23 protein-coding genes and 1 tRNA gene are annotated in these 23,706 nt (G+C 65.0%); 13 read left to right on the forward strand and 11 right to left on the reverse strand.

The annotated features are described in order from the left end of the window. Positions 1-57: 57 nt before the first annotated feature. Entirely contained in the window at positions 58-366 is a 309-nt protein-coding gene (locus tag AC3ANW_RS04725; protein ID WP_488344050.1) for a hypothetical protein, read from the reverse strand. Positions 367-485: 119 nt separating this feature from the next. On the opposite strand from AC3ANW_RS04725, the gene AC3ANW_RS04730 reads away from it, so the two are divergent. The 5 genes from AC3ANW_RS04730 to AC3ANW_RS04750 all read left to right on the forward strand — a co-directional run bounded on the left by AC3ANW_RS04730 (position 486) and on the right by AC3ANW_RS04750 (position 5,841). Next, complete coding sequence (locus AC3ANW_RS04730) at positions 486-689, forward strand: hypothetical protein (RefSeq protein ID WP_488344051.1); 204 nt, start codon at positions 486-488, stop codon at positions 687-689. A 145-nt stretch (positions 690-834) separates the two neighbouring features. After that, positions 835-3,321: a putative bifunctional diguanylate cyclase/phosphodiesterase gene (locus AC3ANW_RS04735; protein ID WP_488344052.1), complete on the forward strand. Its 2,487-nt coding sequence runs from the start codon at positions 835-837 to the stop codon at positions 3,319-3,321. 52 nt (positions 3,322-3,373) lie between these two features. Next, complete coding sequence (surE, locus tag AC3ANW_RS04740; RefSeq protein ID WP_488345355.1) at positions 3,374-4,189, forward strand: 5'/3'-nucleotidase SurE; 816 nt, start codon at positions 3,374-3,376, stop codon at positions 4,187-4,189. Positions 4,190-4,265: 76 nt separating this feature from the next. Beyond that, the gene (locus tag AC3ANW_RS04745; protein WP_488345356.1) at positions 4,266-4,979 is read left to right on the forward strand and encodes a protein-L-isoaspartate(D-aspartate) O-methyltransferase; all 714 of its coding nucleotides are present in this window, start codon (positions 4,266-4,268) and stop codon (positions 4,977-4,979) included. Between the two features lie 10 nt (positions 4,980-4,989). After that, positions 4,990-5,841, forward strand: a complete 852-nt coding sequence (locus AC3ANW_RS04750) for a peptidoglycan DD-metalloendopeptidase family protein (RefSeq protein WP_488344053.1) — start codon at positions 4,990-4,992, stop codon at positions 5,839-5,841. Here the strand turns inward: AC3ANW_RS04750 and AC3ANW_RS04755 are convergent. Further along, entirely contained in the window at positions 5,838-6,746 is a 909-nt protein-coding gene (locus AC3ANW_RS04755; RefSeq protein ID WP_488344054.1) for a LysR substrate-binding domain-containing protein, read from the reverse strand. The genes AC3ANW_RS04750 and AC3ANW_RS04755 overlap by 4 nt on opposite strands. Before the next feature lie 190 nt (positions 6,747-6,936). Between AC3ANW_RS04755 and AC3ANW_RS04760 the strand changes: the two genes are divergently transcribed. From AC3ANW_RS04760 to AC3ANW_RS04770, 3 genes are all read left to right on the forward strand, one after another. Next, positions 6,937-8,136 (forward strand): acyl-CoA dehydrogenase, encoded by a 1,200-nt coding sequence (locus AC3ANW_RS04760; protein WP_488344055.1) that lies wholly within the window; start codon positions 6,937-6,939, stop codon positions 8,134-8,136. Positions 8,137-8,208: 72 nt separating this feature from the next. Continuing rightward, positions 8,209-9,456: a CaiB/BaiF CoA transferase family protein gene (locus AC3ANW_RS04765; protein WP_488344056.1), complete on the forward strand. Its 1,248-nt coding sequence runs from the start codon at positions 8,209-8,211 to the stop codon at positions 9,454-9,456. Between the two features lie 124 nt (positions 9,457-9,580). After that, positions 9,581-9,994 (forward strand): DUF2177 family protein, encoded by a 414-nt coding sequence (locus AC3ANW_RS04770; protein WP_488344057.1) that lies wholly within the window; start codon positions 9,581-9,583, stop codon positions 9,992-9,994. Positions 9,995-10,012: 18 nt separating this feature from the next. Here AC3ANW_RS04770 and AC3ANW_RS04775 read toward each other — a convergent pair whose 3' ends face one another. Continuing rightward, positions 10,013-11,098 (reverse strand): YihY/virulence factor BrkB family protein, encoded by a 1,086-nt coding sequence (locus tag AC3ANW_RS04775; RefSeq protein ID WP_488344058.1) that lies wholly within the window; start codon positions 11,096-11,098, stop codon positions 10,013-10,015. Positions 11,099-11,321: 223 nt separating this feature from the next. Between AC3ANW_RS04775 and AC3ANW_RS04780 the strand changes: the two genes are divergently transcribed. Both AC3ANW_RS04780 and AC3ANW_RS04785 read left to right on the forward strand, forming a co-directional pair. Further along, entirely contained in the window at positions 11,322-11,699 is a 378-nt protein-coding gene (locus AC3ANW_RS04780) for a hypothetical protein (protein WP_488344059.1), read from the forward strand. Between the two features lie 46 nt (positions 11,700-11,745). After that, entirely contained in the window at positions 11,746-11,946 is a 201-nt protein-coding gene (locus AC3ANW_RS04785; RefSeq protein WP_488344060.1) for a hypothetical protein, read from the forward strand. Positions 11,947-11,968: 22 nt separating this feature from the next. Here the strand turns inward: AC3ANW_RS04785 and AC3ANW_RS04790 are convergent, their stop codons facing one another. From AC3ANW_RS04790 to AC3ANW_RS04810, 5 genes are all read right to left on the reverse strand, one after another. Beyond that, on the reverse strand, positions 11,969-12,409 hold the full coding sequence (locus AC3ANW_RS04790) for a surface-adhesin E family protein (protein WP_488344061.1): 441 nt from the start codon (positions 12,407-12,409) through the stop codon (positions 11,969-11,971). Between the two features lie 79 nt (positions 12,410-12,488). Then, positions 12,489-14,096 carry a methyl-accepting chemotaxis protein gene (locus AC3ANW_RS04795; protein WP_488344062.1) on the reverse strand — a complete coding sequence of 536 codons (1,608 nt, stop codon included), beginning with the start codon at positions 14,094-14,096 and terminating at the stop codon, positions 12,489-12,491. 354 nt (positions 14,097-14,450) lie between these two features. Further along, positions 14,451-15,167: a queuosine precursor transporter gene (locus tag AC3ANW_RS04800; RefSeq protein WP_488344063.1), complete on the reverse strand. Its 717-nt coding sequence runs from the start codon at positions 15,165-15,167 to the stop codon at positions 14,451-14,453. Positions 15,168-15,213: 46 nt separating this feature from the next. After that, entirely contained in the window at positions 15,214-16,440 is a 1,227-nt protein-coding gene (locus tag AC3ANW_RS04805) for an NAD(P)/FAD-dependent oxidoreductase (RefSeq protein WP_488344064.1), read from the reverse strand. A gap of 83 nt (positions 16,441-16,523) precedes the next feature. Next, a tRNA-Leu gene (locus tag AC3ANW_RS04810) sits at positions 16,524-16,608 on the reverse strand. A gap of 41 nt (positions 16,609-16,649) precedes the next feature. Here AC3ANW_RS04810 and cysM point away from each other — a divergent pair. From cysM to AC3ANW_RS04825, 3 genes are read left to right on the forward strand one after another with little or no spacing between them, the layout of a single operon-like run. Then, positions 16,650-17,552: a cysteine synthase CysM gene (gene cysM / locus AC3ANW_RS04815; protein ID WP_488344065.1), complete on the forward strand. Its 903-nt coding sequence runs from the start codon at positions 16,650-16,652 to the stop codon at positions 17,550-17,552. A gap of 10 nt (positions 17,553-17,562) precedes the next feature. After that, complete coding sequence (locus AC3ANW_RS04820; protein WP_488344066.1) at positions 17,563-18,102, forward strand: NUDIX domain-containing protein; 540 nt, start codon at positions 17,563-17,565, stop codon at positions 18,100-18,102. 27 nt (positions 18,103-18,129) lie between these two features. Beyond that, a complete protein-coding gene (locus tag AC3ANW_RS04825; RefSeq protein WP_488344067.1) occupies positions 18,130-18,357 on the forward strand; it encodes a sulfurtransferase TusA family protein in 228 nt (75 codons plus the stop codon). A gap of 78 nt (positions 18,358-18,435) precedes the next feature. Here the strand turns inward: AC3ANW_RS04825 and galU are convergent, their stop codons facing one another. The 3 genes from galU to AC3ANW_RS04840 all read right to left on the reverse strand — a co-directional run bounded on the left by galU (position 18,436) and on the right by AC3ANW_RS04840 (position 23,703). Continuing rightward, positions 18,436-19,317, reverse strand: coding sequence for a UTP--glucose-1-phosphate uridylyltransferase GalU (galU, locus tag AC3ANW_RS04830; RefSeq protein WP_488344068.1), 882 nt, complete (start codon positions 19,315-19,317; stop codon positions 18,436-18,438). Positions 19,318-19,420: 103 nt separating this feature from the next. After that, positions 19,421-22,321: a valine--tRNA ligase gene (locus AC3ANW_RS04835; protein ID WP_488344069.1), complete on the reverse strand. Its 2,901-nt coding sequence runs from the start codon at positions 22,319-22,321 to the stop codon at positions 19,421-19,423. A 101-nt stretch (positions 22,322-22,422) separates the two neighbouring features. Continuing rightward, positions 22,423-23,703, reverse strand: a complete 1,281-nt coding sequence (locus tag AC3ANW_RS04840) for a heme biosynthesis HemY N-terminal domain-containing protein (RefSeq protein WP_488344070.1) — start codon at positions 23,701-23,703, stop codon at positions 22,423-22,425. Between the last annotated feature and the right edge of the window lie 3 nt (positions 23,704-23,706).

The following is a 23,706-nucleotide window of genomic DNA, read 5'->3' on the forward strand; positions in this document are numbered from 1 at the left end:
TGGATGCGGAAACCGGCGTCCGACGCGGATTCTACGGCCGGGAAAAACAGGCCGAAATCAGTGCAGCCGCACCTCGAAAAACGCACCGCCGTCTTCGCCGAGGTCGCGCATGCCGGCCTGCCGCGCCAGGTCGGAAGCCTTCATCCACTGCGTCGCCAGATTGGCGGTTTCCTTGTCGATCGATGCCTCGTCGCTGTCGGCAGCGGTTTGCCAGGCGCGGCAGGCACGCGCGATGCCATCGGCATCTCCCAATGCCTTTTCCAGCGCCTTGGCATAACGTTTTTCGGCCAGCTGCCGCTGGACCGTGGGCAGACCTTCGAAATCCTCGAGGTTGACCGTAAAAATAGGCTCGATGATGCTTTCCATGGGGGGCTCCAAAGTACTGTTGAAATATACAGTAAATAGTGTGTCGGCCGAGTGTCGGTCGGTGACTGCCCGGCGCCGGCAAGGTTTGCTGACACTGTGCGCCCGATGGGTGCGCTAGCGTGATCGACATGAAAAATGAAATTGTCGATCTGCCAAGCCTGGACCCGGCCCATCTGCACGAGGTTCCGGTTTCCGACCCCGTCCCGCCGACGCAGCCTCCCGCCGCGCCGCCCTCCGTTCCCGATCCGGAAGACCCCGCAGCGCCGGCCATTCCGGTGCGTGAACCGCCCTCGCAACAGCCGCCGATGCGCATGAGGCAGTGAGTAAGTGGTTGCAAAACCAGTTAGCGAATTTCAATCGGTCAGACCCCCATGCCCACCTATAATTTTTGACTAGCTGTGGCGCACATCCGTGCCGGGCCGACGCGCGATAACGGCGCTGCGGCATCGCCGCAGAACGGGAGTGGGGATGCGAGGTCGTCTGACAGCGAGTGCGGGTTTACAGGCTGAAGTCGGCCTGGTCGAAGCCTTGCGCCAGCTCGACGGCCTGCACGGAACCGCATTCGCGGTGGTGGTCGTCGATATGGAAGACAGTCACCGCATCGTTTACTGGAGCGGCGGCTGCCAGGCGTTGCTGGGGCACGCATCGGCCGCGATGGTCGATGACGCGATGGCATGGTCCTTCCTGTGTTCCGATCCGGCACGGCTGCCCGACCTGTTTACACGCCTGGCGGATGCGCGCTCCAGCTTCGTGATCGACGAAGCCCTCACCGCCAGCGGCCAGCGCCGCCGCGTGGCCTGGTGGCCGGGCTCCGCGACCGGCACCGAAGGACAGCGCCTCAGGCTCTTCCTGTTGAGCGAAGCGCCGGCCGACGGAGAGGCTCCAGCATCCATCCCGCTGATGGCGCCAGCGGCCGACCGCGCCGCCCTTCATGCACTGTTCACCTACCTGCCCGACATCGCCTACCTGAAGGATGGCGACGGGCGCTGGCTGCTGGCCAGCCCTGCCATGCGGCGGCACCTGCAGCTGGGTCGGCTGAGCCACGGTTTCACCGACAGCGACCTGATCGCGCAGAACCACCCGTCCGCCGATTTCCTGCGCGAGTCGGCGCTGCACGAAGAAGCCGTCTGGCTGTCGGGCGTGCCGCTGCGAACCGAAGAAATCTTCATCGACCAGCAGCAGGCCACACGCCTGCACGATGTGCTGCGTGCCCCTTCCTTCGACGCCGACGGAAGCCGGCGCCACATTCTGGTGGTGCGGCGTGACGTGACCGAACTGCGCAGTGCCTCGTCCAAGCTCGAACTCGCCGGCCGCGTGCTCGACCAGAGTACCGACGGCATCCTGATCGCCGATGCCTCGCACCGGGTCGTGATGGTGAATGCAGCGTTCACCCAGATCACCGGTTACGAACAGGACGAAGCGCTGGCGCTGGACCCCATGCTGCTCACCGCCGGCCAGCAGGACGAGTCGCTCAACCGCGCCATCTGGCAATTGCTCGACACCCAGGACGAATGGCGCGGCGAGGTCTGGAACCGGCGCCGCAGCGGCCATGTGTTTCCGCAGCGGCTGAGCCTTTCGGTGCTGCGCCAGCGCGGCACCGGCACCATCACCCATTACGTGGCAGCGCTGTCGGACCTCAGTTCGACCAAGGCCGCCGAAGAACGCATCGCCACCCTGTCGACGCTGGACGTGGTGACGGGCCTGTCCAACCGCACCCAGGCCGCCCTGCATGCCACCACCTTGCTGGACGAGGCGAGGGCGCTCAACGAGCAGGTCGCCCTGATGGTGATCGACATCGACAACTTCAAGGTGCTCAACGATTCGCTGGGTCACAAGTCGGGCGATCAGTTGCTGCGCACCGTCGGCGAGCGTCTAGTGACCGCCGGCGGCGTGCGTGCGGTGGTCGGCCGGCTGGGCGGAGACGAATTCCTGCTGGCCCTGCCGGGCTTGCGCCACACGGCCGATGCGGCCCAGGTGGCGCGCAACATCATGACCGCGGTGGCCGAACCGCTGACCTTCGCCGAGATGCCGATCAATGTCTCCATCTCGATCGGCATCGCCATGTGCCCCGGCGATGGCGATACCTTCGATGCGCTGTTCCGCCGGGCCGATGCCGCGCTGCACGTGGCCAAGCGCGGTGGTCGGGCGGGCTACGAGTTCGCCATGGCGTCCACCAACGACGCATCGCTGGAGCGGCTGCAACTGGAATCTTCGCTGCGCCATGCGCTCGACCACGGCGGATTGCGGCTCGAATACCAGCCGCTGGTCGAACTCGCGACCGGCCGGATCGTCGGCATCGAGGCCCTTTGCCGCTGGGACGACCCGCAGCGCGGCGCTGTGCCGCCGAACACCTTCATCCCGCTGGCAGAAGAGAGCGGGATGATCGAGCAACTGGGCGGTTGGGTGCTGATCACCGCCGCCCGACAGCTGAAGGCGTTTCATGACGCCGGCCATCCGCAGTTGTTCATGGCGGTCAACCTGTCGGCCCGCCAGTTCCAGCGCGGCGTGGTGCTGGAGCAGGTCGAGCAGGCGCTGGTGCAGTCCGGCATCACGCCCGACAAGCTCGAACTCGAGCTCACCGAAAGCGTGCTGCTGCACGACGGCGAAGCGGTGATGAGCACGCTGAAGCAGCTGAAGGCGCTGGGCGTCAAGCTGTCCATCGACGACTTCGGCACCGGCTATTCCAGTTTTGCCTACCTGCGCCGGTTCAAGTTCGACAAGATCAAGATCGACCAGTCCTTCGTGCGCGACCTGATCGACGACCCGGACAACGCCGCCATCGTGCGGGGCATCATCTCGCTGGCGCTCAGCCTGGGGCTGGACGTGCTGGCCGAAGGGGTCGAGACCGACGCCATCGCCCAGCGCCTGCGCCACCTGCACTGCACCTTCGCGCAGGGTTACCATTTCGCCCGACCGCTACGGCCCGAAGCCCTGCTCGACAGGCTGAGCCGCTGAATCTCCCACCCCTTGCGCCGGACCCCGCGGCCTAGAATCGCCGCTGTTCATGATGAAGATCCTGCTTTCCAACGACGACGGTTTCCAGGCGCCGGGAATCGTCGCCCTGTACCGGGCGCTGATCGAAATCGCCGATGTCGAAGTCATCGCTCCGGAACATAACAACAGCGCCAAGTCGAACGCCCTGACATTGAATGCGCCGCTCTATGTGCACCAGGGTTCGAACGGCTTCCGTTATGTCAACGGGACGCCGGCCGACTGCATGCATGTCGCGCTGACCGGCCTGCTGGATTACCGGCCCGACCTGGTGGTGTCAGGCATCAACAACGGCGCCAACATGGGTGATGACACCCTGTATTCGGGCACCGTCGGCGCGGCCATGGAAGGTTTTCTGTTCGGCGTGCCGTCCATCGCTTTCTCGCAGGTCGAAAAAGGCTGGGGCGAACTGGAATCCGCGGCCCGCAAGGCACGCGAGATCGTCCAGGAACTCACCCGCGACTTGAAGGTGCAGGACGCGCCCTGGCTGTTGAACGTCAACATTCCCAACCGCCCCTACGACCGGTTGAACGAAGTGCGACTCTGCCGCCTGGGCCGCCGGCATGCGGCCGAACGGGTCATCACCCAGGTCAGCCCGCGCGGCGAGACCATGTACTGGATAGGCGCTGCCGGGCCGGCCAAGGACGATTCCGACGGCACCGATTTCCACGCCACCGCCAACGGCCATGTCGCCATGACGCCGCTGAAGGTCGACCTCACCGACCACGACAACCTGTCGTACTGGATCGACGCCACCCAGCGCATGGGCGGCGCGCTCGAACCCATGGCCGACCGGGATCCCGATGAAGGCCTGATCCGGGCTCCGGCCTGACACCAGCCCGGTTCCCGTCTTGAGCAACCGCCCTTCCTTCCCTGCGCGCCTGCCGACACGTGACGGCCAGTCGGCGATGCCGTCGCTTTTGCCGGTATCGACCGGCCCGGTGCCGAAGATTCCGGTGGTCGGCCGCGGACTCGACTCCATCGCCGTGCGGGCCAACATGGTCCGCAAGATCGAGGCGCAGGGCGTACGTTCGCCGCTGGTGCTGGAAGCCCTGGCCGGCGTCGAGCGGCATCGCTTCGTGGACTCCGCGCTGGCCGGCCAGGCCTATGAAGACACCAGCCTGCCGATCGGTCTGGGCCAGACGATTTCGAAGCCCGGCGTGGTGGCACGCATGTGCGAACTGCTGCTGGGCGCCGAGATCGCCCAGGGCGGCCGGCTGGGGCGGGTGCTCGAGATCGGGACCGGCTGCGGTTACCAGGCAGCGGTGCTGGGCCAGATCTCGCGCGAGGTGTATTCCATCGAACGCCTGCGCGGCCTGCATGAAAAGGCCCGCGCGAACCTGCGGCCCTTCCGTATCGCCAACGTGCATCTGCTGTTCGGCGACGGCATGGTCGGTTACGAGCGCGGTGCGCCCTACGCTGGCATCATCGCCGCGGCTGGCGGGGACGCCATTCCGGACGCGTGGTGCATACAACTGGCGGTCGGCGGCAGGCTGGTGGCGCCGATGGTCACGCAAGGTGGGCGGCAGGCGCTGGTGGTGGTCGACCGAACCCGTCACGGCCTGCAACAAAGCGTGCTCGAGGACGTTCTTTTTGTCCCCCTAAAATCCGGTATTGCTTAAAGGAATTTCTATGCAGGCGACGCGTGTACGGTTGGGGTGGATGACGGGAGCGCTGATGGCACTTTCGGTGCTGTCGGGGTGCGCGCCGCAAACCCCTCTGCGCGCTCCGCCGGTCGAGGACCGTGGACTGGGTGCCAACTCGTTCGGTACCGGCAACGGCAGTGTTGCGGCGGCGGCTCCGCTGGTGGCGGTCAAGCCTTTGCCGGGCGCCGAGAATGCCGGAAAGCCGGGTTACTACACGGTCAAGCCCGGCGACACCGTGCGCAAGGTGGCCCAGGAGACTGGCCAGAACTGGCGCGACATCACCCGCTGGAACGATCTGTCGAACGCCGACCTGATCGAAGTCGGCCAGGTGTTGCGGGTCGCTCCGCCCACCGCAGCGGCCGCTACCGCCGCGGCTGGCGCCCCGGTCGCCCCCGCCGTCGTCGGCACACCGCTGCCGCCGGTGGCCGCGACACCGGCACGGCCGGTGGCGCCGGCTGGCGGCGCCGAAGAAGAACTCGCCTTCATCTGGCCGGCTCCCGGTCCGCTCCTGGCGGGTTTCGACGAACAGAAGAACAAGGGCTACGACATCGGTGGCAAGGCCGGCGAACCCATCCTGGCGTCCGCCGACGGCCGGGTGGTGTATGCCGGCGCCGGCCTGCGCGGCTACGGCAACCTGATCATCCTCAAGCACAACAACACCTACCTGACGGCGTATGCCCACAACCGCACGCTGCTGGTCAAGGAAGACCAGACGGTGCGCAAGGGCCAGAAGATCGCCGAGATGGGTTCCAGCGATGCGGAACGTGTGATGCTGCACTTCGAGATCCGTCGCCAGGGCAAGCCGGTAGATCCTTCCAAATACCTGGCGGCGCGTTAAGGGCGTTCGGAAATCACCGTTTCCAACACCCATTCCTTGAACAGCGAAACCGCCGGGGTCTGGCCCTCGGTGGCGGGTGTCACCAGGTAATAAGCGCGCTCGACCGGGGGCGCGTCGATGCAGGCGACCACCAGCGACCGGCTATCGAGTTCGTCCTGCACCAGCATGCGCGGCACCAGTGCCACGCCCATGCCGTGCGCCGCGGCCACCACGGCCATCGAGAAAAGTTCATAGCGCGGACCGTCCAGCGCATGGGCCGCAGACACCTCCATCGCACCGAACCAGCGGCGCCACGCGGCCGGCCGGGTGCTTTGCTGGAGCAGCGGAAACTTGGACAGCGCCAGCGGCGAAATCGGCGCCTGTTCCGGCAACAGGCACGGACTGCAGACCGGCACCACGTCTTCGTCCATCAAATGCACCGCCTCGATGCCCGGCCAGTGGGTGACCTGTTCTGCGGTGCCGGCGAACAGCGCGGCGTCGAAGCCGGAGTCCTCGAAGATGAAGGGCCGGGTGCGCGTCTCGATGTGCACGGTGATGCCAGGATGGCGCAGGGCCAGCGCCGGCAGCCGCGGCAGCAGCCAGCGGGTCGCGAAAGTGGGAACGGCCGCCAGCGCAACGCCGCCGCCGCGTCCCTGGCCGGCCATCAGGTCGAGGGTGTCGCGCTCCAGCCCCTGCAGGCTGCGGCCCACCTGCCGGCTGTATTGCTCGCCGGCCGGCGTGAGCGCCACGCCGTGCCGGGTGCGCTGGAACATGCGCACGCCGACGAAGGCTTCCAGCGCCAGGATCTGCCGCGACACCGCGCTCTGCGTGAGGGACAGTTCTTCCGCTGCGCGGGTGTAGCTGCGATGGCGTGCGGCGGCCTCGAAACAGGCCAGTGCCGTGGTGGATGGAATCTTGCGTCGCATGCTGGAATGGAATTGCCTGTGCCTTTTTCTTGATGATTATCTGGCGCTCAGGGTATTAAGTATTCTATTTTTTCATTTCTGGACCCTGATTTATCGTTTGTCGCCATCCATCGTGCGACGCTAATATCCGGCTTTCGCGTGCGCAGCCCGGTATTCAAAGGGCTGCGCGCCTAACGACCGGAGACCGAACATGACCGCCAGCCGCGCCACCTTCCACTGGGAAGACCCTTTCCTGCTCGACCAGCAACTGACGGACGAAGAGCGCATGGTGCGCGACGCCGCCGCCGCCTACTGCCAGGACAAGCTGGCACCACGGGTGCTCGACGCCTTCCGCCACGAAAAGACCGACCCGGCGATCTTTCGCGAAATGGGCGAACTCGGCCTGCTCGGCCCGACCATTCCGGAACAGTACGGCGGCCCCGGCCTGAACTACGTTGCCTACGGTCTGATCGGCCGCGAGGTCGAACGTGTCGATTCCGGCTATCGCTCGATGATGAGTGTTCAGAGTTCGCTGGTGATGGTCCCGATCTATGAATTCGGCACCGAAGCCCAGCGCCAGAAATATCTGCCCAAGCTGGCCACCGGAGAATGGATCGGCTGTTTCGGCCTGACCGAACCGGACCACGGCTCCGACCCCGGCAGCATGGCCACCCGCGCCAGGAAGGTCGCTGGCGGCTACGAGTTGCGCGGCAGCAAGATGTGGATCAGCAACAGCCCCATCGCCGACGTTTTCGTCGTGTGGGCCAAGGAAGTCAGCGAAGGCGGCGCGGTCGGTCCGATCCGCGGTTTCGTGCTCGAAAAAGGCATGAAGGGCCTGACCGCCCCGGCCATCCACGGCAAGGTCGGCCTGCGTGCATCGATCACCGGTGAGATCGTCATGGACGGCGTGTTCGTGCCGGAAGAAAACGCCTTCCCGGAAGTGCAGGGCCTGAAGGGTCCGTTCACCTGCCTGAACAGCGCCCGCTACGGCATCGCCTGGGGTGCCCTGGGCGCCGCTGAAGACTGCTGGTTCCGCGCCCGCCAATATGTGCTCGACCGCAAGCAGTTCGGCCGCCCGCTCGCCGCCAATCAGCTGATCCAGAAGAAGCTGGCCGACATGCAGACCGAGATCGCATTGGGCCTGCAAGGCTGCCTGCGCCTGGGCCGCATGAAGGACGAGGGCACGGCTGCTGTCGAGATCACCTCCATCCTCAAGCGCAACTCCTGCGGCAAGTCGCTGGACATCGCCCGCATGGCGCGCGACATGATGGGCGGCAACGGCATCAGCGACGAATTCGGCGTGGCCCGCCATTTGGTCAACCTCGAAGTGGTCAACACCTACGAAGGCACCCACGACGTGCACGCCCTGATCCTGGGCCGCGCGCAGACCGGCATCGCCGCATTCTCCTGATCGGCCGACCCCGAACACGGCGCGCTCTCTTCGCAAGGGAGCGCGCTTTTTGCATTTTGAGGAAGAGACGACATGACCGACATGACGACCCATGAGGGCGCGCTTTCCGGCATCAAGGTGCTGGACCTATCCCGTGTGCTGGCCGGCCCCTGGTGCACCCAGACCCTGGCCGACCTGGGCGCGGACGTAGTGAAGATAGAGCGCCCGGTGGACGGCGACGACACCCGCCACTGGGGTCCTCCGTTCCTGCCGGATGCGCAGGGCGAGCCGACCGGGCAGGGCGCCTATTTCGCCTGCTGCAATCGCAACAAACGCTCGGTCACCATCGACATGGCGACGCCGGACGGCCAGGCCTTGCTGCGCCGCATGGCGGCGGAGGCCGATGTGGTGGTCGAGAACTTCAAGGTCGGCGGACTGGCCGCCTACGGCCTGGACTACGCCAGCCTGTCGGCGCTCAACCCGCGCCTCATCTACTGTTCGGTGACGGGTTTCGGGCAGGACGGCCCCTACGCCAAAAGGGCCGGCTACGACCTGATGGTGCAGGCCATGAGCGGCATGATGAGCATCACCGGCCGGGGCGACGACGTGCCCGGCGGCGGTCCCCAGCGGGTGGGCGTGGCGCTGACCGACACCTTTACCGGCATGTATGCCGCCACCGGCATCCTCGCGGCCCTGCATGCCCGCCACCGCACCGGCCGTGGGCAGTACATCGACATGTCGCTGCTGGACGTCGGCATGGCGATCCTGGCCAACCAGAGCACCGGTTACCTCAATTCGGGCAAGGTGCCGCAGCGGCAGGGCAACACCCATCCCAGCCTGGCGCCTTATCAGGACTTTCCGACTGCGGACGGCTCGATGCTGCTCGCCATCGGCAACGACGGCCAGTTCGCGCGTTTCTGTGCGGCGATCGGCCAGGGGGAATGGAGCACCGACCCGCGCTACGCCACCAATGTGGCGCGTGTGCAGAACCGCGCCACGCTCATTCCGGCGATGGAGGCGGTGACCCGCACCCGTTCGACGGCCGAATGGATCACGCTGTTCGAAGACAAGGCCGTGCCCTGCGGCCCGATCAACGACATCGGCCAGGCCTTTGCCGATCCGCAGGTCGAAGCGCGCGGGCTGGCGATGAAACTCCCGCGCGCGGCGGGCGACGGCATCGAGCATGTCGCCGTGGTGGCGAGTCCCCTTCGGCTGTCCGAGCACCCTCCGGTGCTGCGCCATGCACCGCCGGCCCTGGGCGAGCATACCGACGAAGTGCTGACGGAAATGGGCTTGCCGGTCGCGGAGATCGAGCGATTGCGCGTCGCGCGCGTACTTTGATCGCGCAAAAAGGAGCAAGTCGCGCCAATCGCCTACCGTCGGTAGAGGAAATTCCCATCGCATGCTCACCGGTCGATCGGAGCGAGATTCAGGCTCGTTTCATCCAACCACCCTCGGGAGTCCCATGCAGAACGATCTCACCTTCGGCCAGTCCGCCATCGCCTACGTGTCGGCGCTTGTGGTCATCCTGGTGCTCGACGGCCTTTGGCTCGGATTCATCGCCAAGAACCTCTACCAGATGGAAATGGGCCTGCTGATGAACGAAAGCCCCCGCTGGGGGCCTGCGCTAGCCTTCTACCTGCTGTATCCGGTGGGCCTGGTGTTCCTGGTAACGGCAGGCGGCGTTCCGGAAATCGGCACTGCCGCCGTGCGTGGTGCCGTAGTGGGTGCCATGGCTTATGGCGCCTACAACGCGACCAACCTGTCGGTCATCCGCGGCTTTTCGGGCAAGCTGGCCATCATCGATTTTTGCTGGGGCACGGTGCTGACTGCGGTTGCCGGAGCGGCCATCGGCTTGGCCGTCAGGCGTTTCCGCTAATCAGGCATGCGGCCCGGGTCAGCGGCGGCGCCGTCGGCGGGCTTCGGCCCGTCCCATGGCGAATCGCACGGCGATCTGCAGCACGGTCAGCGTCCCGTACACCAGCACCTTCTGCTGCCAGGTCGGACCCTGCTGAATCGCCTGTGGCTGCTGGACCGCCACTGGACGCCGTGCCTGTTGCGGTGCCTTTGCATCGGCTGATTTCTGCGGTACGGCCGGCGGCTGATTGGCTGCAGGCGAGGCCGCAGGCGCCGAGGGATTCGATCTCGACCCATGTTCATTGGCGAACACCCAGGTGAATTCCGCGCCCAGCAAGAAGATCTGGGCGGAGTAATACACCCAGACCAACAGCACGATGACCGAACCCGCAGCCGCATAGGAAGATGCAACGCTGGTCTTGCCGACATAAAGGCCGATCAGCAACTTGCCTATTTCGAACAGTACGGCCGTGACGCCGGCACCCACCCACACATCGCGCCAGTCGATGCGCGCCTGCGGCATGAGCTTGTAGATCATGGCGAACAGCACCGTGGTGATGCCGAGCGAGATGCAGAGGTTGAGCAGCTGCAGGCCGATCTCCCAGCCCGGCACGATGCCGCCGGCCCAGCGGCCTATGACTGCCACGCCGGCACTCACCACCAGCGAAACCATCAGCAGGAACGCCAGGCCCAGAATCAGCCCGAAGGACAGAAGCCGGGTCTTCAGCGTGCCGATGACACCCGACTTGGTCTGCTGAGGCACCTGCCAGATGCGATCGAGTGCCGACTGCAGCTCACCGAAAACTGTGGTTGCGCCGACGATCAGCACCACCACGCTGATGGCGCCCGCCAGCAGACCCTCGGACGGTTTGCTCGCGCTCTTGATCAGCCCCTGGATGGCCAGCGCGCCGTCGCGTCCGATCAGCCCCTGCAACTGGGCGACGATTTCACCCTGCACCGCATCACGCCCGAAAACCGCGCCCGCCACCGCGATCACGATCAGCAGCAGCGGCGCCAGCGAGAACACGGTGTAGTAGGCAATGGCCGCACCCATGCTGGGAGCGTAGTCGTCCGACCAGGCCGACACCGACTTGCGGGCCAGCTCGAAAAAGCGTTTGAAATCCATGAATCTCCTCCAGGAGCCTGATTGTTCCGCCTGATCGCCTGTCACGTGATGCGCTGTTTTTGTTTCATCGTGTAGGCGGTTGGCGACGGCCTGCAGCGGGCGCATGTGCAGGCACGGCGTCGGCATGCTTTCCTACAGGTCTGCTCGGACCGGCTCGGTACCGTGAATCCACAGGCGGGTCACACCGCCGGTCACAGATCCACAACCATCTTCAGGAGCCGACATGAGCCAATGGACCATCCAGATTCAACCCACCGCCGACGGACGTTTCCAGTGGAGCCACGTGCCTGTGGAGGGCACCGGCAACACGCACATCAGCCCCGAGCATTACGACAGCGTCGAGGAAGCGCAGAAGGCCGGTGAAGAGGCCCTCGTACGCCATCATGAGACCGCCGCGCACGGGACCGATGCCGAAGGTTATGCCAGGCCGGAGACGCCCGCGCATGACGAGGACACGCGCCTCGGCGAATCGCAGGCCGCACTGGAAGACCAGGAAGACCCCCGGCTGCGGGGCACCGCGCCGGTTTCGATGTCTTCCTTGCCGGTCGAAGCCGAGGTGCGTGCTTCCGATGAGGAGGGCGCCGGGCTGCGCCGTAGCTGAGTGTCGTGGCCGACGACCCATACAACCTCAACGACAGGAGACGAACATGACCATCCGCCCCGACGACACCGACAAGATGCGCAAGGCATTGGGCTTGCCCGACGCTATGAGCAAGGCGACCGGTTCCGACATCGATCCGGACAAAGCCGCCGAACTGCGCCGCAAGGCCGATGCCGAGGAAGCTGCAGACCGTGCACAAGCCGATGACTGGGACCGCAAGGGAAACATGCCTCACGCGGGCAGTTGAGGCAGCGCAGCAGATCGCCTGGTCAGCGGGTTGCCGCGCAGGCGGCGTTGACCAGGCGTTCGGCAGGTTTGCCCGGAATGTCGGAGAACACCATGGGTGCCTCTTCCGGTTTGAAACTGGCCGACATGGTGGCCGTGCCCTCCCAGTTGGGCTTCGCGTAAAAAGCAAGCGTCAAGAACCAGCCCTTTCGCTGCGCACAATCGACTGCTGCCAAGCCTGTGTAAGAGCGGTACCGGGTGGATCCATAACCCGTACGTTCCGATTTGCGGGTGGTCCTCACTTCGAGCGTCACCTGCTGCTGCCAGGTGGTCAGCACCGGGCTGATCTGGACAACATCCGTGTCTGGAATCTCCGGATAACCTGAAATAGTGAGCCAATCCTGCGCCATGGCCGGTGAGGCCTTGATCATCAGCGCGCCCAGCACGGTCACGATCTTCAAATAAGTGGGAACGGTGGAACGCATGGGATTCGCCAGCTAGCCATTGCGCCGGTCGGCGCGAAAACGGCCCCGCATCATAACGACCGGTACATTCAGGAGGGTGTCAGTTGGCGATGCGTACGGCATTTGAACCGTGGCCACGCACCTGCAATGCCATTTCGTTGGACGCCAGCCGGAAGACCGATACCGCCTGCACCAGCTGATGGGCCTGCGACTTCAGGCTCGATGCAGCCGCAGCGCTTTCTTCCACCAGCGCTGCGTTCTGCTGGGTGACCTGGTCCATCTGCGTGACGGTTTCGCCGACCTGGGTCACGCCGGTGCTCTGTTCGCGGCTGGCGATGCTGATTTCGGCCACGATGTCGGCCACCCGCTGGATGGACTGGACCACGTCCTGCATGGTGGTGCCGGCCCGCGCCACCTGGGCACTGCCTTCGCCCACACGTTCGACGCTGGTAGCGATGAGGCCCTTGATTTCCTTGGCAGCGTCCGCACTGCGGCCGGCGAGGTTGCGCACTTCGGTGGCGACCACTGCGAAACCGCGGCCCTGTTCACCTGCTCGCGCGGCTTCGACAGCAGCGTTAAGCGCCAGGATGTTGGTCTGGAAGGCGATGCTGTCGATCACGCCGATGATGTCGGAGATGCGGCGCGATGCCTCGTCGATGCCCTTCATGGTGGCGACCACTTCTCCTACCACGTCGCCGCCGCGGACAGCCACGGTCGACGCCTGCGTAGCCAGCTGGCTGGCCTGTTGGGCGTTGTCGGAGTTCTGGCGCACGGTCGAGCTCAGCTCTTCCATCGAGGCAGCGGTTTCTTCCAGTGCCGCTGCCTGCTGTTCGGTGCGGGACGACAGGTCGTGGTTGCCCTGCTCGATCTGCGCGCTGGCGGTGGCGACGCCTTCTGCATTGCTGCGCACTTCGCCCACCACCCGGGCCAGGCTCACCCGCATGTCGCTCAGCGCGCGCATCAGTTGCGCCGGTTCGTCCGAGCCCGACACGGTCAGCTGCATCGACAGGTCGCCTTGTGCCACGCGGCTTGCCATGTCGACGGCGACGGCCAGCGGCACGGTGATGAGCCGGGTGATCCACCAGGCTAGCAGCACCGAGATGACGACCACCGCGACCATCAGCACGATGACCAGCGTGCGTGCCTGCTGGAACACCGCCGTCGCAACATCGTGTGCGGCATCGGCCGACTTGCGGTTGAAGTCGATGAGGGTGCTGACCGATGCGGTCATGGTGCTGTACATCTTGGCCGACTCACCGAAATACACACCCAGCAAGTCGTTCTGCGGCGTGTTGGCCGCCAGCATGCCCAGGAGCTTGGCCTGTTCATCCAGGTAGATTTTGCGATTGGCCTGGAATTCGGTGAAGAGCTCGCGTTCCTTGCCTTCGGTCACCATGGGTGCGTAGACGCCTTCGGCCTTTTCGAGATCGACGCGCCGCGCTGCCAGATCGGCCTTGTACTTCTCGAGGTCAGGCTTGTTTTCGGGGACGAACAGCTCGCTTTCGACACGCCGCATGCGATTGACCGCTACCCGCAGGTTGCCGATGGCCTGGACGCTGGGCAACCAGTTCTCGGCAAGGTCGTCGGCGCTTGCTGCCACCCTCGAAAGCTGGCCCCAAGCCATGATGCCCAGCACGATGGTGAGCAGGGTGGTCAGCGAAAACGCCAGCGCGAGCTTGGCGCCGATCCGCAAGTTGTCGAGTTTCATGGAGGCAGAGAGGATGGAGTTGGCCTGAACAGTGGACACCGGCCCAACTGACCGGCGGCTGAATTGTCGGTTACGTGGTGTTTCACCTACGCCACAGTTGTCACGTTCGTCAGTTTGACTTGCCGTGTAGGCCAATGCCTATCGAGGAATAGGGTGCGCGCCTGCTTCCGGTCAGGCCGGTCGAAGGAAGGCTGTGCGCACCATGAAACTCATCACCAAACGCGGAACGAAACGCGAGCCCCAGATGGGCGAATTCGAGTCGCTCGAGTCTTCGGACCGAGCCGACCAGGCTGGAGAACGCCGGCGAGCCGAGTCCTTGTGCCCGGAAAGCCCGATAGGCCGCCGGGTCAGAGGTCAGGGTTTCAGCCGGAACGGGTTGAAGTCGGTCGTGCGGTCATAAAAGTCTTCGTTTTCTTGACGCTTCAAAAACGCCACGACCCGATATGTCACGGGAGTCATGACGACTTCCCAACTCGTCTTCAGCAAGTATTGGGCGACGATCACCGCCATCAGTTGTTCGTGCGGCCAGATCCCGCCGAACGCGATCACATAAAACAGACCTGAATCGACCAGCTCACCGCAGACGGTGGAAGTGATGGTCCGCATCCACAACGCCCGGCCTTGCATGGCGACCTTCATGCGAGCCATCACGTAGCTATTGACGAAACTTCCGCACCAGAAGGCCGTGACCGAACCCAGCACGATGCGAGGCGTATTGCCGAATACACCCTCAAGGTGCGCCTGGTATGCGGTATTGAATTCCCCGCCGGCCGGACGGAGGGCCAGCACTACAGCCGACATGAGGGCGGCAAACACCAGGGCGGCGAAACCGGCCCAGATCACGCGGCGATCCCGTCCATAGCCATATACCTCTGTCAGCACGTCTCCGAAGATGTACGAGATGGGGAAGAACAGCACACCCGCACCGAAAGTGACCGTGCCCAGCACCGGCAGCGTGACTTCGGCTGCCTTGGCCGCGCCGATCAGGTTGGAGCACAGCAGCACCGTCACGAAAGCCGCCATCACGAAGTCGTAATAGCGGAAATGAGGGCGGTGCGGCTCCTTGTCCATTGGCGGCTTTCGTCGGCGACAGGCCTCGATTATCCAGCGCTGGCGGTCACGCGGCCGGCGTCAACAGACCTTTGAGTTCGAACGATTCGTCGGCCAGTTGGGCGGCGGTCGGCGTGGCTCCGGCAGCGATCAGGCGGCGCGCCGTCATGTGTTCGCTCGCCTTGTTGACGCCATGGGTTGCCACCAGCACACCGTGGCGCAGGTAGAAAACGCTGAATTTTTCGCTGGCCGTGTCGCCGCGCAGCACGACCTCGTCCCCTGCCGCATGCAGGCCGGCCATCTGGATCTTCAGGTCGAACTGGTCGCTCCAGAACCAGGGCAATGCGGTGTTCGGTGTTGCCTTGCCGACCAGCAGGCCTGCGGCAGCACGGGCGCCGTCGTTGGCGGCCTGGATGGATTCCAGCCGCACCAGGGAGCCGTCGGCCTGGGTCACGTTGGCGACGTCGCCCACGGCCAGGATGCGTTCCACCGAGGTTCGTCCGCAGAGGTCGGTGACGATGCCGCGGTCTACACGCACACCGGCCGCAGCGGCGATTTCGCTGTTGGGCAATACGCCGATGCCCAGCACCACCAGATCGCATTCGATGCGGGTGCCGTCGTCGAGTTCGACGGAGCTGACCTGCCCGCCGGTGCCGTGCAGCGCCTGCACACCGTGGCCGGTGCGCAGGTCTATGCCGCGGCTCCGGTGGGCGTTCTCGACAAAAGCCGACATGGCGGGCGGGAACGTGCGGGTCAGAAGGTGCGGTTGAGCTTCGATCACGGTCACTTCGGCCCCGCGGGTGCGCAGGGCCGACGCCACTTCCAGTCCGATGAATCCGCCGCCGATAACGACCGCACGCTGACAACGGTCGGCGGCGGCGGCCACCTTTAGCGCGTCGTCCAGGGTGCGCAGGTCGTGGACACCTTGCAGATCACGCCCCGGCAGCGCCAGCGGTCGGCAACGTGCGCCGGTGGCCAGCATGAGCCAGCCGAACTCCAGGGTATCGCCGCCTTCCAGCGTCAGGGTGCGGCCTCCGCAATCCAGCGATGCGGCACGGCGTCCGAGTCGCAGATCGATACGGTTCTTCTCGAAGAAGTCGGCCGCGCGCAGACCCAGCTTGTCGGCGGTCGTCTTGCCGGCCAGCAAGGCCTTGGACAATGGCGGCCGCTGGTAAGGCGTGTGGGTTTCGTCGCCGACGATGACGATGGGCTCTTCGAAGCCGAGTTCACGGGCGCTGGCCGCCATTTGCACGCCCGCATAGGACGCGCCGACGATGACGAGGGATTGCTTCATGGATGCTTGTGTTGAGTCCGGAGAGGCCGAATGGTGCCAATAACCGATGCGCGTCAATCTTGAAACCAAAGCCATTGCGGCCGTGGTGCCCGGGGCCGGAATCGAACCGGCACGCCTTGCGGCGGGGGATTTTGAGTCCCCTGCGTCTACCAATTTCACCACCCGGGCGACGCTAAGAAGTCAGCCTCAAATTATGGCACAGTGCGAGCATGCAATACCCCACCATTGAAGACACGATCGGACGCACGCCGCTCGTCGCGCTGCAGCGCATCGGTGCCGCCGAAGCGGCTGTTTCGGGCAACGTGGTGCTCGGCAAGCTCGAGGGCAACAACCCGGCTGGGTCGGTCAAAGACCGGCCCGCGCTGTCGATGATCAAACGCGCCGAGGAGCGCGGCGACATTCGTCCGGGCGATACGCTGATCGAAGCCACATCGGGCAACACCGGCATCGCGCTGGCGATGGCCGCGGCCATCAAGGGCTATCGCATGGTGCTGATCATGCCGGAGGACCTTTCGGTGGAAAGGGCCCAGACCATGAAGGCCTTCGGTGCGGAGTTCATTCTCACCCCCAAGAGCGGTGGCATGGAATACGCGCGCGACCTGGCCGAACAGATGCAGCGGGACGGCAAGGGCCGGGTCCTCGACCAGTTCGCCAACCAGGACAATCCCCGCATCCATTACGAGACCACCGGGCCCGAACTGTGGGAGCAGACCCACGGTCACATCACGCATTTCGTGAGTGCCATGGGCACCACCGGCACCATCACCGGCGTGGCGCGTTACCTGAAGGAAAAGAAACCTTCGGTGCAGATCATCGGGGCGCAGCCGGCAGAAGGCTCGCGCATTCCGGGTATCCGCAAGTGGCCGGCCGAATACATGCCGGAGATCTACGATGGTTCGCTGGTCGATGAAACCATCAACGTCTCGCAGGCCGACGCCGAACACATGTGCCGCCGGCTTGCGCGCGAAGAAGGCATCTTTGCCGGCATCTCGGCCGCAGGTGCCTGCTGGGTGGCCCAGCAGATCTCGCTGCGCGAACAGAATGCCACCATTGCCTTCATCGTTTGCGATCGCGGCGACCGCTACCTGTCGACCGGCGTGTTCCCCGCCTGATCCGGCCGCCATGCACGAAAATTTTCGGTTCTGCCCGCTTTGCGCCACTGCGCTGGCGGATATCGCCGTAATGGAAGACAGCGGAGAAACCGTGCGCGTCCGCTGTCCGGCATGCGGCTGGACGCACTGGAACAACCCGACTCCGGTGCTGGCGGCGGTGGTGGAATACCGCGGCAAGGTGCTTCTTGCGCGTAACGCGGCGTGGGCCAACCCCGAGATGTATGCGCTGATCACCGGTTTCATGGAAGCCGGGGAATCGCCCGAAGAGGGCATCACCCGCGAGGTTTTCGAAGAGACCGGGCTGGTGGTCGGTGCGACGAGTCTGCTGGGGGTATGGGACTTCCAGAAACGCAATGAGGTGCTGATCTGTTACCACGTCGTGGCTGACGGCGAGGTGCGCCTTTCACCCGAATTGGCGGACTATCGGTTGCTCGACCCGGTCGACGTGCGGTGCTGGCCCGCCGGCACCGGTCACGCCCTGGCCGCATGGCTGCGCAGCAGGGGTATCGGGCCGCAATACCGCGAATGGCCGCCGATCGTGCCGGCCTAGAAATGCCGCTTGGCAAAGGATGAATCAATGGAAGTGAACAAGGAAATCGACACGCGCGGACTCAACTGCCCGCTGCCCATCCTCAAGGCGAAGAAGGCGTTGGCGGACATGCAGAGCGGACAGCTGCTCAAGGTCGTGTCCACCGATGGCGGGTCTTTGCGCGACTTCCAGGCATTTGCCCGGCAGACCGGCAACGAACTGGTGGGGCAGGACACTGTGGGCGTGGAATACATCCACGTGCTGCGCCGTCGCTGAGCGGGCTGGCCGGCTGTTTGCGGGCACCATGAAAAAAGGCCTGCACGCGCGCAGGCCTTTTTGCTGGAACAAAAGCGCTTAAAGCGACAGTCCCTTGAGGTATTCGCGAAAACCGGCACCCAGTTCGGGGTGGGCCAGCGCAAGCTCGACGTTTGCCTCCAGGAAACCTTCCTTGCTGCCGCAGTCGTAACGGCGACCTTCGTAACGGTAGGCGAACACCTTCTCGCGGCGCATCAGCGCGGCGATGCCGTCGGTCAGCTGGATCTCGTTGCCCACACCACGCGGCTGGGCTGCGATTTCACGGAACACGCCCGGCGTCAGGATGTAGCGGCCGGCCACGCCGAGGCGCGAGGGCGCGTCTTTCGGAGCAGGCTTTTCGACCATGTGGGTCAGGTCCATCAGGCGATCGCTGATGGCGGTGCCCGCCACGATGCCGTAGCGTCTTGTCTGCTCTTCAGGTACTTCCTGCACGGCCAGGATCGACGCCTGCAGGTCGTCGAACTGCTCGACCATCTGCTGCAGCACCGGTGGCTTGCCGACCATCAGGTCGTCGGCCAGCAACACGGCGAAGGGCTCGTTGACCACCACGCTCTTGGCGCACAACACCGCATGACCCAGGCCCTGGGCCTTGGCTTGGCGGATGTAGATGCACTCCATGTCGTCGGGCTTGATGGAATGGACCAGCGCCAGCAGTTCCTTCTTGCCGGCGGCTTCGAGCTCGGCTTCGAGTTCGTAGGCAGTGTCGAAATGATCCGGAATGGAACGCTTGCTGCGGCCGTTGACGAAGATCATCTGCCGGATGCCGGCGGCATAGGCCTCCTCGACGGCGTACTGGATCAGTGGTTTGTCGACGACCGGCAGCATTTCCTTCGGCTGGGCCTTGGTTGCGGGCAAAAAGCGCGTGCCAAGGCCGGCAACGGGAAAAACCGCCTTGGTAATGCGGGTGCGCGAGTGGCTCATGCGGTCGAATCCTTTGTTTAAATGCCGCGAGAAAATACGTATTCAAACGTAAGCGGCATCATGCTAATCGATGATCAGGCTCAACCCAAACTTAATAACTTTATTACCCGAGTCTGGTGAGTTGGGCCTGCAAACGTTCGATGGTCGCAGTGAAATCGGCCACACGTGTGTGTTCTTGTTCGATCACTTCCGGCTTGGCCTTGGCCACGAAAGCCTGGTTCGACAGCTTGACGCGGGCCTTGGCCACCTGGTCCTGCAGGCGGGTGACTTCCTTGCCCAGCCGGGCCTTCTCGGCGTCGACATCGACTTCCATGTGCAGGCACAGGCGAGATTCGTCCACCACCGCGACCGGCGCTGCCTGGGCCGCATCGCTCCAGGCCGCCTCGTCGTCGAAGACCCGCACTTCGGACAGCTTGGCCAGCGACTGCAGCACCGGCGCGGCATTGCGCAGGAAGTCTCCATCTCCCACGGCGAACAGCGGTAGCCGGGTCGAAGGCGACACGTTCATTTCGCCGCGCAGGTTACGACAGGCGTCGACGACAGCCTTGAGCCGCACCACGTAGGCCTCTGCGGCCGGGTCAAGGCGGTCGGGCATGGAAACCGGGTATTCGGCTACGCTGATCGATGCGCCGCCTTCGGGCAATCGAGCGGCGACCGGCGCGACCTTCTGCCACAGCTCTTCGGTGATGAACGGAATCAGCGGATGCGCCAGGCGCAGCACCGTCTCGAGCGTGCGGATCAGGGTGCGGCGCGTGCCGCGCTGAGTGGCTTCGTCGCCGGTCTGGATCTGCACCTTGGCAATTTCCAGGTACCAGTCGCAGAACTCGTTCCAGATGAATTCATAGACGGCGGTGGCGACGTTGTCGAGGCGGTATTCGGCAAAGCCCTTGGCGACCTCGGCTTCGACACGCTGCAGGGCCGACACGATCCAGCGGTCGGGCTGGCTGAACTTCAGGTAGCCGTGCGCGCTGCCTCCCGGCTGGCAGTCGGCCTTGGTGTGCGGTTTCAGGCCGCAGTCCTGGCCTTCGCAGTTCATCAGCACGAACCGTGTGGCGTTCCAGAGCTTGTTGCAGAAGTTGCGGTAACCCTCGCAGCGTTTGCTGTCGAAGTTGATGCTGCGGCCCAGCGACGCCAGCGCGGCGAAGGTGAACCGCAGGGCATCGGCGCCATAGGCCGGGATGCCCGCCGGGAATTCCTTCTCGGTGTTCTTGCGGACCTGCGGCGCGGTCTCGGGCTTGCGCAGGCCGGTGGTGCGTTTGCCCAGCAACGGCTCCAGGGCGATGCCGTCGATCAGGTCGACCGGGTCGAGCACATTGCCTTCGGACTTGCTCATCTTCTTGCCCTGCGCGTCACGCACCAGGCCATGGATGTAGACATCGCGGAAGGGCACGCGGCCGGTGAAATGGCTGGTCATCATGATCATCCGGGCGACCCAGAAGAAGATGATGTCGTAGCCGGTCACCAGCACCGAAGACGGCAGGTACAGGTCATAGTCGCTGGTGCCGCCTTCCTGCGCCGAGTCCGCTGCAGCGGGCCATCCCATCGTGGAGAAAGGCACCAGCGCCGACGAGTACCAGGTGTCCAGCACGTCTTCGTCGCGGGTCAGGGCCTTGCCGGGAGCCATGGCCTGGGCCTCGGCCTCGTCCTTGGCCACGTAGACCTTGCCGTCCTCGTCGTACCAGGCGGGAATCTGGTGGCCCCACCACAGCTGGCGGCTGATGCACCAGTCCTGGATGTTGTGCATCCACTGGTTGTAGGTGTTGACCCAGTTCTCGGGGATGAAACGCACCTGGCCCGAATCGACCGCGTCGATGGCCTTCTGGGCGATGGACTTGCCGGTCGGGTCACCATCGCCGACCTTGTTGACGGCCACGAACCACTGGTCGGTCAGCATGGGCTCGACCACCTGGCCGGTACGGGCGCAGCGCGGGACCATCAGCTTGTGTTTCTTCACCTCGACCAGCAGCCCCAGTGCTTCGAGGTCGGCAACGATCTTCTTGCGGGCGACAAAACGGTCCAGGCCGCGATAGGGCTCCGGCGCGTTGTCGTTGACGGTGGCGTCCAGCGTCAGGATGCCGATCATCGGCAGCTTGTGGCGCTGGCCGACGGCATAGTCGTTGTAGTCGTGGGCGGGCGTGACCTTGACCACGCCGGTGCCGAAATCCTTGTCGACGTAGTCGTCGGCAATGACCGGGATGGTGCGGTCGCACAGCGGCAGGGCCACCTGCTTTCCGATGAGATGGGCGTAGCGTTGGTCTTCCGGATGCACCATCACGGCGGTGTCGCCCAGCATGGTTTCGGGACGGGTGGTGGCGACCACCACCGATTCACCCGAGCCATCTGCCAGCGGGTAGCGGATGTGCCAGAGCGAACCGTCTTCTTCCTCGCTTTCGACTTCCAGGTCGGAGACGGCGGTCTTCAGCGTCGGATCCCAGTTGACCAGCCGTTTGCCGCGGTAGATGAGGCCTTGCTGGTACAGGCGCACGAAGGTGTCGGTCACCACGGTCGACAGCTTGTCGTCCATGGTGAAGTACTCGTGTTTCCAGTCCACGCTGTCGCCCATGCGGCGCATCTGGGTGGTGATGGTGTTGCCCGACTGTTCCTTCCATTCCCAGATCTTGGCGACGAAGTTCTTGCGGCCCAGGTCGTGCCGGTTCTGGCCCTGCGCCTGCAGCTGGCGCTCCACCACGATCTGGGTGGCGATGCCGGCGTGGTCGGTGCCCGGCACCCACAGCGTGTTTTCGCCCGACATGCGGTGGTAACGCACCAGGCTGTCCATCACCGTCTGGTTGAAGGCGTGGCCCATGTGCAGGGTGCCGGTGACATTGGGCGGCGGCAGTTGCACCGAGAAGGCGCTGGCGCCGGCCCTGGCTTCACCGGTGCCGCGGAAGCCGGCACGGCCGTAGCCGCGCCGTTCCCACTCGGGGCCCCAGTGCGCCTCCAGGGCGGCAGGCTCGAAGGACTTGGAAAGGCTGTTCAGGCCGGGTTGCTGGATGTCGCTCATGGCGTGTTCTTCAAATGAAAACGGCACCGCGCGGTGCCGTCTGGGCGTAGAGAAAAAATAAGGCGATCTGCGAGGATTTTAAAGGCCTGCCCGATCGACGTTCAGTCGACCATCTCGGCGGCCTTGCGCCAGGCATGGGCAGTGGCTTCGACATCGCCGCGTTGCTCGGCCAGCACGGCCAGTGCGCGCCAGGCGCGGCAGCGAAGGGCATCGTGCGGCAATTGCACGGCGGCCTGTTCCAGCAGTTTCTGCGCCTTGCCCCAGAGCTGGAGCCGCAGGCAGGCGATGCCGGCCAGGTATTTGAGCAAGGGGTCGCGCGGGTTCTGCTGCTGCGCCGATTCGATCCGGGCCAGCCACTGGGGTTCGACGTCGGACAGGCTGCCTTCCAGCGCCCGCACCAGCTTGACCTGGAGCGTGTCGGCCAGGCTTTCGGGCTGGGTGGTGAGGCTTTCCCACGCCGGCAGCAGCCAGGTGCGCGCCAGGGTGGCATCGCCGCCCAGCAGGCGCAGGCGCTCGGCCGCATGCACGGCCAGCTCGGGTTTGCTGCGTTCGTTATGGTCCAGCGACTGCCACACCGCCAGCAACTGGCTCACGTCGTGCGCCTGGTTGATGAGCTCGACCGCCAGACCGCGCACGATGCTGTGCGCCGCCGATGCCGCGAACGCGCGGTGCTTGATGAGCAGGCGGGCAGTTTCCAGCGCAGCCTGCGTCTGATGCGCCAGGCGGGTGGCGCGCAGCCGGGTGCGCAGCGCCATGGTGCGTCGGGCAGCACCCTGCGGCAGCTGTTCCAGCCAGGCCAGGGCGGCAGCGGCATCACGGTCGTGCATGGCCCAGCTGGCAGCGCGCAGCTGGGCGCCTTCACGGGCTTCCTGTGCGGGTGCCGAGGGGTTGGTGGCGGTCTGTTCGAGCGCCTGCTGCAGATGTTTGTCCCGGGCGTTGCGGTCCTGCAGCGAATGCGCGCTTTCGGCCGCGATCAGGTGGGCCAGTGCCCGCACCTGCACCGCATGGGCCAGTGGTTCCGAAGTGCCGACCAGGGCCTTTTCATGGGCGATGGCGGCTTCGGCCGCCTTTCGGGCGCGGATGAAACGACCGGCGGTGAGGTGCGACAGGCCGTCCAGCAGCGCCACGTGCATGGCGCGTTCCTTTTGCTGGCTGCGCCACCGGCCGGCCTGCACCGGCAGGTCGATCAACGCGGCCAGCGCGCGCAGCGCCAGGTGCACCAGCGTGAAGCCGCCCAGGAGGATGAGCAGCACCATGTTCAGCGACAGGTCGATGCGGTAGGGCGGCCAGAACACGGTGATCGTGCCCTGGTTGTTGCCCGCGAAAAGCGCCAGTGCGACGGCGATGCCGAAGAGGGCGATGAACCAGAGAGCAGCGCGCATCGG

This window comes from Xylophilus sp. PBN-3R (genome assembly GCF_057747805.1).